The sequence below is a fragment of the Luteimonas sp. MC1782 genome (assembly GCF_014164605.1).
Taxonomy (GTDB): domain Bacteria; phylum Pseudomonadota; class Gammaproteobacteria; order Xanthomonadales; family Xanthomonadaceae; genus Luteimonas.
On sequence record NZ_JACJFT010000001.1, the window covers coordinates 1326235 to 1340822 of the forward strand.

Consider the following 14588-nt stretch of genomic DNA (forward strand, 5'->3'; position numbering starts at 1 on the left):
GGCCGTCGTTGGCACTCCGCCGCGCGGCTACCAGCAGTTCGCGCCACCAGCGCCCTTGGCACCCGCCTGATTGACAGTCAAGGTCCCGCAGGCGTCGCCTGAATGGCTTCCACTGGGCACCGCGCTGATCGTGTAAGTCCTTGCGGCCAGATTGGTGTTGATTGCGTAGTAGTCCAGGGCGCTGTCCTGGCAGGTCGTCGTGTTTGCGACGGCCCCGACGTACGTCAGATTCGCGGTGTACCACCGCTCCATCTGCTGCGCCACCGCCATCGCGCACGCGCCGCCGGCTGCGCGCCGGGTCTTGCGCACATGCTCGTTGTAACTGGGCAGTGCGATGGACGCGATGATGCCCATGATGGCTACGACAACCATCAGCTCAATCAAGGTGAAGCCGCGAGCGTGACCCGCGAACGGGCGCTGTCCGTTGTTCCGATTCATGGCTCAGTCCCCCCTGATTTCGCGCCAGGACGCGCGATCCCACCGCGGCTGAAGCGTCAGCGGCGAACCCAGACCCGAACCGCTCGACCCGCCGACGACCAGCATGCCACGCAGCAGGTTTGGCAGAGTCGGCATGCCTACGCCGAGGTTCACCGAACCCACGGGCAGGTTGCCAAGGGTCTCATCGTTCGTATCACCATCGCGGTCCAGGTCGAAGTAAGATCCCCCCGCACTGGTCCCGGTGAAGGCATCCAAGGCATTCACATAGCCCGAGCCATCCGATTCGCACGCGTCTCCGCTGGGGATCATCGTTGCGGTGATGAGGAACCTTGAAACGACCTGGGGATCCTGCACCATGCGTTCGCCGCTTGCAGGCAGGTCGATGAACCAGCCATGCGAGCCCGTAGGCAGCGGCCCGCGGGCCTCGAACGACCGCACCGGATAACCATTCGACGTGGTTCCGGTGGCAGTGACGGTGCGCTCAGTGAGGTCCTCGCGGGTGAGCGCGACAGTGTGCTCCATGAACCCGTACATCCCCTGCACGGCCGTGCTGCTCACGTCCCCCGTCGTCAGGTAGCGACCGGTCCCGAAGAACAGCCACCGCTTGTTGGTCGTGGGGTGCGTGGCCACGGTCACACCGCCGCTGATCGGCTGCGCATTGCCCGACGAGTCAGTGGCTGTGAACAACCTGGTTGCCGACCATGAGGCCGGGCTGGTGGCGCTCAGGTCGAATTTCCACAGGTTGCCGAGCATGTCACCGGCATACACGTACTTGAGCGTCCTGCCATCGGGGCCCAGCACGCCAGTCGGCGCCGACAGGCCGTTCAAGAGCGTCGCGGACCCGACGCCCGTATCGATCTCGCGGATGACGTCACCGGTGTCGACGTCGAGCACGATCAATGCGGCTTTGTTGCTGGCGCTGTTCACGCCGTTACCAATTACTACAGCGTTTGTTCCGCCAGACACCTTCGAGAGAATCGGCCGGCCCTGCACAAGACCCATATGGCCACCGGCGGTTTCCGCCCGCTCCCACTTGAAGTCCGAGGTGCCAAACGTTCCCGGCGTGGTGACATCCAGGGCGAAGAGACCCTTTCCACCCTTGCCCAGCGCGCCAATCAGGATGTTCTCGTTCGGCGTCTGCTGCCGAGTGGTGACCACGATCGCCCCATCGACAAAGTAGCGATGTGCGTAATCCGGGCGGCTCAGGGTTCCCAACGCTGCCCAGTCGATGATGCCGGGGATGAACGTGAACAGCTCGTTGCCGTTGGTGGCGTTGATGGCATGCAGCATGCCGTCGTTCGCGCCCACATATATCGTGTTTGTCTCCTGCACATAGGCGGGCGAAGAACCGACGATATCGCCCAACAGGTGGTTGCGATTGCGCAAGTTGCCGCCCTGGCTCAGCTCAAGCGTCCGCGCGCCCGCAATGTAGGCAGCGTTCTGCGCGCCCGTCACAGGGTACGAGATCGTCGGGCCGGGCCGGTTCAGGCTGGCGAGCTGGGCGGTCGTAGCAGCTGACGGAAACGCCAGTCCCGTCGTCCCGCTGGTGACCACCGGCGAAAGCGGATTGCCGTTGTTGTGGCCGTTTGAAGTAAATATCTTGCGCGCCGACGTCGGGATGCCCTTGGACGCACACCAACCATTTGCGGGCTGGCCAGTACCCGAACAATCCACGTTCGCAACGCCCGCAGGAATCGTCACGGGCTGCGACCTGAGTTCGCCAGTCCAGACGCTGGAGACGTAGTTCGCCTGGAATACACGCGTTCCAGTATCGATGGCAGTCGAGTTGGCTGCCACGTTCGAGAAAGAACCCGTGCGCTCCACAATGGCAGCAAGTGCAGCCTGCAGGCCACTCGTGAACTCATCGGGATCCGATGCCGCTACAAAGGTACCTCTTGAATTCACCGCGGCATGCAGCAGGTCATCGATACGGGTAGCATTTGCCGTCGGCATCGGATCAGGCCAGCCGGTGAAACCAGTCGGCACGTCGCCAACGCTGGTGAATCCCGTGTTCCCCGACAATCCAATGCTCAAGCCGAACGTCACCATGTGCTGCCAGAACGCGGGGTTCGCACCAGTCGTCGGGACGATATTGCGCATGTCCGCGCGAAGGTCACGCTTCCAATAGTGCATTGCCACGTCGGCAAGCGTTCCATCCGCTCCGCCATGTGAATCGGAGTACGGCGCACCGGGACTGTAGGTGAACGATGCGCCAGTACTCGGCTCGGTGATTTGCGTACCGCTCGCTCCGTCCGAGTTGCCCACCCGAACGCCAGACGCGTAGTTACTCCAGTCATTCCAGTAACCATCCGTCGTCAATATGGAAAAATTCTGACGGCATGCAAGCTGGTCTGTGCCGCTCTGGGGTCCATAAGGGCCCGTTACTGCGTTACTGCTGAAATATTGCCCGGCCTGGTACAAGGCGCCGTGCAGCGGCGTGCCGTTCTGACCAATGGCACCATGCAGACGGTTATACCACTTGCTTCGATTGTCGATAGTGGCTCCCCCCGCTGTGACATCATCGAACAGGCCGTCGTTGTACTCCACCGGGATCGGCACGTTCTGTCGCGGCCAGTTGCCCGACGTCTGGCTGCCGTTGCGCTGCCAGATTGTCCGGAACCCAACGCGCACATTGCTGCCAAGCTCGCTGAACGCTGCGCTGGCTCCCGCTTTCGCAGCCTTCATGCGGGTTCGGTGATAGGAAAACCAAGTGGCGTAATTGGTCTTTTCGGCAGCGATGCTTCGACCGGTGGGCGTCGCGGACGTGCAATTGATCCAACCGTTACCGTTCGTGGTGCCGTCACAGCTCTTTGTGGTAACGAGTTGAGCGGACACCCTGTACGCCATATCGTTTGCGCTTTGTCGTTCGAGTTCCACCCGATAGATGCCGTCCGCGCTGGGTGAAACTGGGCACGTCACGGTTATGCCTCTAGCCACCGTACCATTGCACACCCGACTGTCATCAGGCCCATATACTTCATAGCCAATGATGCGGGGGTTACCAGAGCCCGTCGTATTTCGAATCGAGATGGTCAGTACGCCGTCAGGCGAAACGGGAGAAAGATGCAGCTGTGCCGTAGTATTCGTTGTCAATGTCCCGTTATATGTCGCGACGCCTTGGACGAGTATGGTCTCCGTCGTCTGTTTCTGACCGTATTCCGCGCGGACGACATCTGCACTGGCATCCGCGATCTGATATCGGTAATAGTTCGCTTGGGCGGAAAGGTCGCCCGCCATGTTTCTGGGGACGTAGTAAGTTTGCACGCCCCCGCAAACTTCCGTAGCTCCCGACCAGAACTCGTCGGTATCAGCCGGTGTGTTGTTCTTGTTGAATCTGGCGCAGCTACTCGAATTTCCAAGATTGATGGTGCTGCCGCCGACGAGATTGAAACTCCCGTACGCGCTGGTGTAGGACGTTCCGCCTGACAGCGGCTCGCCATTCGCACCTATCCATGGCAAATAGGTCTTAGCCGGATTGTAGTAGACCGAGTTGTGCACGTACGTACGATTCTTCCAATCCGTGCCAATGCTGTCCGCCGGCATAGCATCGAACGCCATTGACCCCGAGTCATCCAGGATGAAGAGGACATTCGGAGGCACGCGCGCCCCCGTCGTCAACGGATCGTTGGGAATATCCAGCGCCGCCTGCACCGGTAGAGCCAACATCGTGGCGAGGAACGCCGACGGCGCGGCCCACCAGCGTCGCTGGTTTGGAGGCGTCCTGCTGTCCCGCCGAATCGTCTGCACGTTGTTCATGGCTCAAGTCCCCGGGTCGGGAATGCGGCTGATGATGTTGGCTTGCAACTGGACATCCGCGCGACCTGCTGCGCGGCTGCGGGCGGAAACCCGGTACATCGGGCTTTGGCAGTCCAACGTGGGCGGCAGTACATCGCAACTCCCCTTGCGTCCCGGGCCCGTGCCCAGGTACTCGATCCAGTATTCCGGTGGCGCAGCCAACCGCGCAGAGTCGAACGCGCCAGCAGGCACCTCCCTCCACGCCGGTGCGGATCCCTCGGGACAGATGCTGAAGTTGGTGCAGTCGACTGCAGTGGGCACCTGCGTCTCCCAGGCTGCGGACGTCAGCGCCACATCCTGGGCATACCGCAGTGCGGATTCCGCGGCCTGGAAGGCCAAGCTGCGGTCGCGCTGGTTCGCGCTCATGCGCTCCTGCATCGCCGTGCTCCGCAGGACCGCAATGCCAAGGATCGACGTGGCCACCAGGAGCACGAGCACGATGACAAGAGAAACGCCTCGCTGGCGATCCTGTGCCGGGGTGCCCGCATGTCGGGATGGGTGGCTCATAGCGTTCGGCTCCTCATGCTGACCACGTTCGAGGCGGTGCGGGTCAGCGCCTGCCCATCGACGTTCGCGCCCTGCAGGGTCATGTTGATGCGCACTGCAATAACGTTGCTCCAGTCTGGGGTTGCGGTATACGCGGCGCTGCCTGCTTCCAGAAACTGGAACTGCAGTGCGCTGATGCCTTCGGCAACCTCCTCGGCCGCTCCACCCAGACGACTGACCCACAGCGAGCTGCCACCCCGGGTATTGGGACCGACGAACCAGCGCACGTCGCGGAAGCGCGCCAGCACCACGGCGGCCGGAGGGGCGAACTCGTCGTCGGTGGGGTCGTAGCCGCCCGGAAGCGCGGCATAGTTCACCGTATCCGCGGTAACCGAAGTAGCCGTCACCAGAAAGGTCTTGCGCGCGTTGCACAGCAACAACCGGTCACCGGTGCGGAAAGCTTCGGTGGCGTCGAGGGTGAACTGGGCAGGATCGAGCTCGACCGAAGTCGAAGTCGAGTCGACGACGCGATACGAGGTGTCGTCGCCGGACACCACGGTCAGGCTGTTGGCGGCTCCGGTAACCGGCATATCCCGGAACGCCACCGATTGTGCGTCGGTGCTTTCAACCACCGACATGTTCGAACAGGACGAGCCACCCGCGGCGCGGATGTCGCGTGACATCAGCTCGAAAGCCACACGCGAGTTTTCCTGCATGCGGTTGAGGCCCTCGTTTACACCGAAGGTGCTCTGGTTGGACATGAACACCGCGAACGCCGCGCCCATCACTATCAACCCAAGCACCATGGCGATCATGAGCTCGATGAGGCTCAGGCCTGCCATCCGCGCCCTCGCGGGCCGCCGCGCCGCTCGCATTACCGCCGTCGTCGGGCTCATATGCGGGTCTCCGTGACTACCTGGCGCGCTGCGGCGCCGCCTGCGCGTTCGTCGTTCCACTGCACCGTCACCACGCACGCGCCCGGGCAGCCGGTGATCTGGCCGCAAGTCGTGGCATCGGCCGCGCCTTGCCCGATCACGGCCTTCAGAGCCGTAATCCAGTCGCGCTGGTCGTTGGCCGCAAGTGAGCCGCCGCCTGCGGGAACCGCGCACGTCATGGCCATGTTGTAGGCACCCGCGTTCGCGCGGTTGGCGCGCATGGCCTCCATGATGGCGTTGGTCTGCATGACCGCCTGGCTGCTTTCCAGGGAGCTCTGTGAGCCACGCAACGCCATGGACTGCATCGCCGCGATACCCAGCAAACCGATGGCGATGATGACAACCGAGACCAGCACTTCAATCAGGCCGACGCCGCGCATCGCCCGCGCGCGGGACACCGAGGCCCCCATCGGAGCGCGCCGCACGCTGCCCTTCAAAGCATGGCGACTCATGAACATGCTCCTCCTCCGTTCGCCTTAGCGGTGACTACGTTGCCGCTGACCATCACGGTCAAGACCCTCTGGTTCTGTTCCGGAGATTCAGTCGGTACGCAGACCGTCAGCTGCTGTCCTGCGTCGATCAGACCCGACGGCCGGAACACGATGCCCCCTGCCGGCCCCCTGATCTGCACCGTGCTGGACGCCGCGCTGTCGCGGATCGTGTCTGTCGTGCCAGTCACGTTGTCCCTGCCGCGCACCATCCAGCGGCTCCAGTCGGCGCTGCACGTCGCGCCATCAGTGGTGCCGCAGATCGTCACCGGCGCACTCCTGCGGAGCGCTTCGGAACGCGCCAGCTGCAGGGATGCCGTCAATTCACCCGCAGTCCCCGATAGACGGTTGCCGTTGATCATCGCGGTCATTGCGGGGACCGCGATCGCGGCAAGGATGCCCACGACTGCCATCGTCACCATGAGCTCCACCAACGTGAAGCCTGGCGCGGACGCCCGGGCCCCGGAACAGGGTCCGGCATAGCTTGCTGTTTGAATCGACATACCACTCCCCGTGGTGGACGGCATACGCTATTCCGGACCAGCGCCCGGCTCCAGCGCTACAGGGACGAGCGGCCCAATCGGGAGCATGGGTGGCTAAACTCGGCCCATGGACCAGTCCCGCATGGCCCCGACACCCGCCCCGCTCCGACCATTGGACACACTGTGGGAGGCCAGCACGATCATCAGGATCGTCCTCGCCGGCGAAGCACTGGCTCTTGTTCTGGCGTTGGCGCCTGGTGTCACCGGGGATCGTCTGACCTACTTCGGGATGGCTTCGTTTTCCACGCAATGGATCGCGCTCATGGCGATGGGCATGCTCTTCCTTGGGCGCCGGGGACTGTCCCGGGCCAGCCCGATGCTTGGCGCGCAGGCCGCGCTGGTGGCATTGCTGGTCAGCACATGGCTCGTCAGCGGCCTGGCCTGGTTCTTTCTTCGCGACATCTGGCACGAGCCTGGCGCGGGCTGGCTCGGCCTGACCGTGCAGCTGACCGTCATGGCGTTGACCGTCGGCTTGCTGGGGCTGGCCGCCTTTCGGGCCCATTGGCACATCCGCCAGATGGCGGTGCGCGCCAAGCAGGCAGAACTCGAGGCGCTGCAGGCCAGGCTCAGGCCGCATTTCCTCTTCAATACGCTCAACACCGGCATCGCGCTGGTGCATAGCCGGCCGGAGGAGGCCGAACGACTGCTGCTCGACCTGTCCGACCTGTTCCGGGCAGCGCTGGCCGGACCGGCTGAAGTCACGCTTGATGAAGAGCTGACCTTGGCACGACGTTATCTGGAAATCGAATCATTACGCTTCGGCGAGCGCCTCGAGTTGCGCTGGAATGTGACCGCTTCGCCCGCCGACCTGCTCGCCACCAGGCTGCCCTCCCTTTCCGTGCAGCCTCTGGTGGAAAATGCCATCCGGCACGGAATAGAGCCGGACAGCCGCGGTGGATCAATGACGATCGACGTCGCGTCCGAAGGACTATTGCTCAAAGTGGCGGTGCAAAATTCTGTGCCCGAAGGCGCCAGCGGGTCGGGCAAGGGGCACGGAATCGGAGTGGCGGCCGTCAGGGCACGGATCGAAGCCATGGCGGGGGGCGGTGGCACGCTTGAAACCACGCGCACACCCGACGGGTTCACCGCCACCTTGAGGATCCCCAAGGTGGCAGGGACCGCCTGACCTCAGGTCACCACCTCATAACAAGGCCGGTACTCCCCACTGATCTTCATCCGCCGCTGCTCCACGAACGCCCGCAGCAGCGCATCCAGCGACTCCATCATGTCCTTGTCGCCGTGGATCTGGAACGGTCCGAACGCCTCGATCCGCCTCATCCCGTCTTCCTTCACGTTCCCCGCCACGATCCCGGAGAACGCCCGGCGCAGGTCAGCGGCCAGCTCGTGCGGTTTGCGGCCGTGGTGCAGGTCCAGCCCGGCCATCGCCTCGTGCGTCGGCACGAACGGCTGCTGGAACGGCAGCGGCACTTCCAGGCCCCAGTTGAAGTAGAACGAATCCTTGTGCGCGATGCGCGAGCTGCGCACGCGCTTGACGCCTTCCACCATGCGCCGGGCGACGGCCTGCGGGTCGCCGATGATGATCTCGTAGCGTTCGGTGGCGGCGTCGCCGAGGGTTAGGCGGATGAAGCGGTCGATCTGCTCGAAGTACGGTGCGGACGCGACCGGGCCGGTGAGGATCAGCGGGAACGGCAGCTCCATGTTTTCTTCGCGCAGCAGCAGGCCGAGCAGGTAGAGGATCTCTTCGGCGGTGCCCACGCCGCCGGGGAACACGATGATGCCGTGGCCGATGCGCACGAACGCTTCCAGGCGCTTCTCGATGTCCGGCATGATCACCAGGTTGTTGACGATCGGGTTCGGCGATTCGGCGGCGATGATGCCGGGCTCGGTGATGCCGATGTAGCGCGGGCGGCGCTGGCGCTGCTTGGCATGGGCGATGTTGGCGCCCTTCATCGGACCCTTCATGGCGCCGGGGCCGCAGCCGGTGCAGATGTCCAGGCCGCGCAGGCCGAGCTCGTAGCCCACCAATTTTGTGTACTCGTACTCGTCGCGGCCGATGGAGTGGCCACCCCAGCACACGACCAGGTTGGGATCGGTGGGGTACAGCAGGCGTGCGTTGCGCAGCAGGCCGAATACGGCGTCGGTGATGCCGGCCGACGATTCCAGGTCCTTGGCGTACTCGGGGCCGAGCTCGATCGACATGTAGGCCAGGTCACGCACCGTGGCGAACAGCAGCTCGGCCACGCCGCGGATGATCTCGCCATCCACGAACGCCATGGCCGGCGCGTTCTGCAGTTCGATGCGCACGCCGCGGTCCTGCTGCGCCACCTGGATGTCGAAGTCGGGATACATCTCCTGGGCGGCGCGCGGGTCGTCGGACGTGCTGCCGCTGGTCAGCACCGCCAGCGCGCAGCGCCGCAGCAGGTCGTGCAGGCCGCCGGCGGAGGCGTCCTTCAGGCGGGCGACTTCCTCGCGCGAGAGCACGTCCAGGCCGCCGCGCGGGTAGATGCGCGCGTTGACGGTGGGCAGGGTGCTGTCGGGCTTCGCGGTGTCATTCATGGCGTCTCTCATTCTTCTTGTTGTCGTTGTCGTCGTCGTCGTCGTTCAGGCGAAGACTCTAGCGCAGGCTGCGGCGCAAACGGAAACGGCCGGGGCATGCCCCGGCCGTTCCGAATTCCGCGCGCGTCCTGATCGATCAGAACTCGTAGCGGAAGGTCAGCTGTGCCTGCCAGCGGGAGACGCCGGTGTTCACGCCGTCGCCGTTGGTTTCCTGCGTCTGCAGGTCCTGCGCGCCGGTGAAGTGGTACACGTACTTGCCCTCGGAACCGGTCGGGCAGATGCCCGAGGTGATCGAACCCGTGTTGCAGATGCCCGAGAAGTTGGCGACCGCGATGTTCGAGTTGAAGCCGGCGTCCACGATCTGGCCCCAGTCGTCATTGATCAGGTTGCCGACGTTCATGATGTCGAGGATCACTTCGGACTTGTGGCCCTTCATGAAGCCCGGCAGCTGCTGGCTGAAGCGCACGTCGAAGCTGTTGGTCCAGCCGGCCTTGAATTCGTTCGCCGGGGCGTAGCCGCCGGCAAAGCGCTTCAGTTCCGGGTGGCTGTCGAGCCATGCGAAGAACGCGGCTTCCTGCGCGGCAGCGGTGACCACCGCGCCGTTCGAGACGACGTTGGTGAACACCACATCGCCACGACCGGTGGGCACGTACATCAGGTCGTTGAACGTGCGGCTGTCGCCGTTGGCGTCGTTGTAGAACACGTAGCTGAAGGGACGACCCGAACGGCCCTCGTAGAACATCGAGGCGGTGGTCTTGTAGTCGCCGAAGAACGCCTTCTGGAACGTCAGGCCGGCGGTGAAGCGATCCTTGATGGCATAACGCGAGTCGCTGAGTTCCGGCTCGTTCGCGTTGAACATCGGGTTGTTGTTCCAGTTCGAGGTGTTCTGCGAGCTGGTCAGCGGGCTGACTTCCTTGGCGGCCGTGTAGGTGTAACCGACCAGCCAGGACCAGTTCTCGACCAGCGGCTTCTCGAGCGAGACGGTGAACTGCTGGCTGCTGCCCTTGTCGGTGTTGCGGGCGAGCATCACGTCGCCGGCGTACGGCAGGCGGTTGTAGCGCTGCACGCCGCCGGTGGCGGACGACAGCGAGGTGCCCCATGCCGCCGGGTTGAGACCTGCGTTGTTCCAGTACATGACGCGGCCATCGGGGCCGGTGATCGTGTTCGGCGCGCCCAGGTCCAGGCGCTCGAAGTAGATCGCATCCTTGACCTGCGTCAGCAGCAGCTCGGCCGAGGCGACCAGGCCACCGAACGGCAGTTCATGGTCGAACGCCAGGTTGGCCTTCCACACCGACGGCTGCTTCAGGTCGGGATGCATGATGTCGACGTTCTGGCGCGGGCTCACCGAGCCGACGGTCGGCTGGTTGTTGGGATCCGGGGAGAAGATCGGGCCCAGGCCGGACGCGTTGTTGCCGCTGTACTCGACATAGCTCATGCCAGTGTTCTGGTATGCGCCGGACAGCCACACGTTGGGCGCCGCGCCCATGAACAGGCCCACGCCGCCGCGGACCTGGGTGGGACGGTCGCTGTCGAAGGTGTAGTTGAAGCCGAAGCGCGGCTGCCACAGCGTGCCGTCGATCAGCGCGGTGTTGTCATAGCCGTAGCCGCCGAACTGGCAGCCCGCGACGCCGGTGCCCGCGGCGTTCGGGGCGGACGAAATGCAGTCGTTGGCGAGCGGGCTGCCACCGAACGACGGCTTGTCTCCGCGCAGGCCGAGCATGACGCTCAGGTTGTAATTGACCGCCCAGGTGTCCTGCACGAAGAAGCCGGTGTTCTTGATGCTGAACGACGCCGGGATGTCGGCATAGCTGCCGGTCGGGAACGGCGCGCGGTAGGCATACTCGCGCGGGTTGCCGGCGATGAACTGGGCCAGGCTGCCGAAGCGGTAGAAGCCGTTCTGGTTGCGGCCGTAGTAGTTGAAGATGTCGTTCTCGGTGTAATCGCCACCGAACTTCAGGGTATGGTCGCCGACGTACCAGTTGGCCGCGAAGAACAGGCTGTTCTCCTCGGTGTTGACGATGTTCACGTGGCGGTTCTGCTCGGTACCCAGCACGACCTGGTTGTTGCCGTAGTCGATGCGGATGTGCGGCAGGTTCGCGGTCGGCTCGGCGATGGCGTCGTAGTTGCGCTGCGACACCTTGATCTCGGTGGAGAAGTTGTCGCTCCAGTCACTGAAGACCTGGCCGACGATGCTCTCGAACGACTTGTTCTGGTTGTACCAGTGCGTGCTCAGCGATACCGCGCTGTTCCAGCTCGACGGCGGGATCTTGGCGACGTCCTGTTCCATCTTGCTGTAGCGCAGGCTGGCGCGATGCGCGTCGCTGATGTTCCAGTCGAGCTTGATCGCGTATTCCTCGATGTCGGTATCGGCGGTATCGGCACCCGTCAGCTGGCCGGCGTCGAAGCCCCAGGTGGTGGCAGCGGCGCGGATCGCATTGATGTCGGTATCGGTGATCTGGCCACGGCCGTACGGGCTGTTCACCAGGTCCGGACCCGGGGCGCCGCGCGTGAACTTCTCGTAGTTCGCGAAGAAGAACAGCTTGTCCTTGACCAGCGGGCCACCCAGGGTGAAGCCGTAGGTCTCTTCCTTGTTGAAGCCGTTGAAGTCGTTGCCGTTCTGGTCCTCGCCCACCATGTCGTCGCTGCGGTACACGCCGTACACGGAGCCGTGGAACTCGTTGGTGCCGGACTTGGTCACGGCGTTGACCACCGCACCGGTGCCGCCGGTGGTGGTGACGTCGTAGTTGGCGAGGTCGATCTTGACTTCCTGGATCGCGTCCATCGACACCGGCTGGCGCTCGGTCGGCAGGTTGTTCGACTCGAGGCCGAACGGATCGTTGGTGCCCACGCCGTCGATGCGGATGGCGTTGTAACGCGTGTTCTGGCCGCCGGCCGAGATCGCGCCGTCGGCCTTGCTGATCTGCGAGACGCGCGGATCGAGGCGCATCAGGTCCTGGATGTTGCGGCCGATCGACGGCATCGCGTCGATGGCTTCGCGGTTCACGCTGGTGCCGGTGCCCATCTTGCTCGCGCTGAAGACTTCCGAACCGCCGGCAACGCCGATGGCCGTGACGGTGCCAAGCGTGGTGACGTCGCCCGACAGCGCGGCGTTGACCGTGTTGACCTGGTTGAGGTTGAGGAAGACGTTGTCTTCGGTCTTCGTGCCCGCGCCCGCCTTGGTGATGGTCACCTCGTACGGACCGCCGACGCGCAGGCCGCGCGCGTTGTAGCGACCGCTGGCGTCGGTGGTGGCACGGCTGACGGTACCCGACTCGATGTGCGTGATGACGACTTCCGCACCGGTGACAGGCTGGCCATCACTGCTGGTGACCACGCCACCGACACCGGCGGACGTGCTCTGCGCGAAGACAGGTGCGGCGGCAAGCGCGGCGATCAGGCCGAGCGACAGTTTCGACACACGGAAAGCGTTACGACGGGTCATGGCTGGACTCTTGGTAGGCAAGGAAAATTCGGTCCGTGCACCGGCACGGCAGGCGAAGGATATTTGGGACCCCCACACGCCGAGGGCCGCTGCGGCGGCCCACGGGTTAACAACAGATTAACACGTTAGCCGGCCGTGATGACAGTCATATGACGCTTTGGCGCGGCGTGCCGGGAGGCAAGATTCCAGCTCAGGCAATGACTTAGGCATGCCATGCAAGTGATTGAAGCGTGGCTTGCCTCAGGCGGGAAGGCTGGCCAGGTAGCTGGCCAAACCGTCGAGCAGCATCTGCACGGAAATCGCCACCAGCAGCATGCCCATCAGCCGCTCGACCGCGATCAGGGCGCGGATGCCCAGCAATTTGTAGAGATAGGTGGCCGAGAACAGGATCGCGGCGGTCGCAACCCAGGCCAGGAACAGGGCCAGGCTCCATTCGCCGAGGCGGTCGGGTTCGCGGGTACCCATCAGCATCACCGCCGCCATGCCCGAAGGGCCGGCCACCAGGGGGATGGCCATCGGCACGATGAAGGGTTCGCCCCCCGGCAGCTCGCCCATCAGGCCCTCCGGCGGCGGGAAGATCATCCGCAGGCCGATCAGGAACAGCACGATGCCGCCGGCGATCGAGACCGACTCCTGGCGCAGGTGCATCAGCTCCAGGGCGTACTTGCCGCCCCACAGGAACAGCATCAGCACACCGAGCGCGATCAGCAGCTCGCGCGCCAGCACCACCCGCTGCCGGTGCGGCGGCAGCGTGCGCAGCATGCTGAGGAACACCGGGATGTTGCCCAGCGGGTCGAGGATGAGGAACAGCAGCAGCGCCGCCGAGGCGATGGTCATGGCGCGGGCGCCCAGACCTGGCCGCGATGTACGGCTCCCTGCGGCGCCAGCAGTCGTACGCAGGCTTCGGCATAACGCGCCGGATCGCGCGCGCGCAGGTCCTGGTCCTCGACGTAGGCGCGGGCGCGCAGCGGCGTGCGCATCGGGCCCGGGCGCAGGGCCGACACCCGCACCGGCGAAGCCGCCAGTTCGGCGTGCAGCGTCGCCAGCAGCGCAAGCTGGGCCTGCTGCGCGATGCCGTAGGCACCGCGGTAGGCAGCGCCGGGCACGGTGTCATCGACCACGAAGACCACCGCGCTGTCGCCCGCCTGGCGCAGCATCGGCAGGCAGGCCTGGGTGAGCCACCAGCGCGCAGTGAGATCGACGTGCAGGGCGCGCGCGAAGGCCGCCGGGTCGGTGTGTTCGAGCGGCGTCAGGCCTGCGAAGTCGGCGGCGCAGTGCAGCACGCCGTCGAGACGGCCGAGCTGGGCCTGGATGCGCATGGCGAGTTCGGCATGGTCGTCGTAGCCGGCACCGGCGAGGTCGAAGGGGTAGTTGACCGGTTCCGGCAGCCCGGCCGGATCATTGACGATGGCGTCATACACGCGGTTGAGCTTCGGGACCTTGCGCCCCAGCAGCACCACGATCGCGCCGGCGCGCGCGCAGGCGTGCGCCGCGGTCGCGCCGAGGCCGCCGGCCGCGCCGGTAACCAGCACCACCCGACCCGCCAGCGCTGCGGGCGTCCCGTCGTCGGCCGCGGGCACGCTCACGCCTTCTGCGTCTCCGCGACCATGCGCGCCAGTTCGCCGGACTCCTGCAGCTCCAGGGTGATGTCACAGCCGCCGATCAGCTCGCCGTGGATGAACAGCTGCGGGAACGTCGGCCAGTTGGAGAAGCGCGGCAGGTTGGCGCGGATCTCCGGCGCTTCCAGCACGTTGACCGTGTGCAGCGTCTCCATGTCGGCACCCGCGGCGCGCAGCGCGCCCACGGTGCGGCTGGAAAACCCGCACATCGGAAACTGCGGCGTGCCTTTCATGAAGAGCACGATGGGGTGGCCGTCGATTTCGGCCTGGATGCGTTCAATGATCGGCATGGTGGCTCCGGCAAGCGCTGCAGGCCGCGCGGGCCC

General features: G+C 64.8%; 12 protein-coding genes. 1 reads left to right on the forward strand and 11 read right to left on the reverse strand.

Annotation, left to right across the window (positions count from 1 at the left end; all coding sequences use genetic code 11):
- Positions 1-27 precede the first annotated feature (27 nt).
- From H5368_RS06195 to H5368_RS06220, 6 genes are read right to left on the reverse strand one after another with little or no spacing between them, the layout of a single operon-like run.
- Positions 28-438 carry a type IV pilin protein gene (locus H5368_RS06195; RefSeq protein ID WP_182822419.1) on the reverse strand — a complete coding sequence of 137 codons (411 nt, stop codon included), beginning with the start codon at positions 436-438 and terminating at the stop codon, positions 28-30.
- A gap of 3 nt (positions 439-441) precedes the next feature.
- Entirely contained in the window at positions 442-4194 is a 3753-nt protein-coding gene (locus H5368_RS06200; RefSeq protein WP_182822421.1) for a PilC/PilY family type IV pilus protein, read from the reverse strand.
- 3 nt (positions 4195-4197) lie between these two features.
- On the reverse strand, positions 4198-4740 hold the full coding sequence (locus H5368_RS06205) for a PilX N-terminal domain-containing pilus assembly protein (protein ID WP_182822423.1): 543 nt from the start codon (positions 4738-4740) through the stop codon (positions 4198-4200).
- Positions 4737-5615, reverse strand: coding sequence for a prepilin-type N-terminal cleavage/methylation domain-containing protein (locus tag H5368_RS06210; protein WP_182822425.1), 879 nt, complete (start codon positions 5613-5615; stop codon positions 4737-4739). The genes H5368_RS06205 and H5368_RS06210 overlap by 4 nt, the downstream gene beginning before the upstream one ends.
- The gene (pilV, locus tag H5368_RS06215; protein ID WP_343203883.1) at positions 5612-6106 is read right to left on the reverse strand and encodes a type IV pilus modification protein PilV; all 495 of its coding nucleotides are present in this window, start codon (positions 6104-6106) and stop codon (positions 5612-5614) included. Before pilV ends, H5368_RS06210 begins: the two co-directional genes overlap by 4 nt.
- Complete coding sequence (locus H5368_RS06220) at positions 6103-6669, reverse strand: GspH/FimT family pseudopilin (RefSeq protein ID WP_343203884.1); 567 nt, start codon at positions 6667-6669, stop codon at positions 6103-6105. Before H5368_RS06220 ends, pilV begins: the two co-directional genes overlap by 4 nt.
- Before the next feature lie 82 nt (positions 6670-6751).
- Between H5368_RS06220 and H5368_RS06225 the strand changes: the two genes are divergently transcribed.
- Complete coding sequence (locus H5368_RS06225) at positions 6752-7810, forward strand: histidine kinase (protein WP_255486361.1); 1059 nt, start codon at positions 6752-6754, stop codon at positions 7808-7810.
- Between the two features lie 2 nt (positions 7811-7812).
- On the opposite strand, the gene ppnN is transcribed toward H5368_RS06225, so the two are convergent.
- The 5 genes from ppnN to grxD all read right to left on the reverse strand — a co-directional run bounded on the left by ppnN (position 7813) and on the right by grxD (position 14552).
- On the reverse strand, positions 7813-9201 hold the full coding sequence (ppnN, locus tag H5368_RS06230; protein WP_182822429.1) for a nucleotide 5'-monophosphate nucleosidase PpnN: 1389 nt from the start codon (positions 9199-9201) through the stop codon (positions 7813-7815).
- A 136-nt stretch (positions 9202-9337) separates the two neighbouring features.
- Positions 9338-12643, reverse strand: a complete 3306-nt coding sequence (locus tag H5368_RS06235; RefSeq protein WP_182822431.1) for a carboxypeptidase regulatory-like domain-containing protein — start codon at positions 12641-12643, stop codon at positions 9338-9340.
- 240 nt (positions 12644-12883) lie between these two features.
- On the reverse strand, positions 12884-13480 hold the full coding sequence (locus H5368_RS06240) for a MarC family protein (protein ID WP_182822434.1): 597 nt from the start codon (positions 13478-13480) through the stop codon (positions 12884-12886).
- On the reverse strand, positions 13477-14229 hold the full coding sequence (locus H5368_RS06245) for an SDR family NAD(P)-dependent oxidoreductase (protein WP_343203885.1): 753 nt from the start codon (positions 14227-14229) through the stop codon (positions 13477-13479). Before H5368_RS06245 ends, H5368_RS06240 begins: the two co-directional genes overlap by 4 nt.
- Complete coding sequence (gene grxD / locus H5368_RS06250; RefSeq protein WP_182822436.1) at positions 14226-14552, reverse strand: Grx4 family monothiol glutaredoxin; 327 nt, start codon at positions 14550-14552, stop codon at positions 14226-14228. Before grxD ends, H5368_RS06245 begins: the two co-directional genes overlap by 4 nt.
- Positions 14553-14588 lie beyond the last annotated feature (36 nt).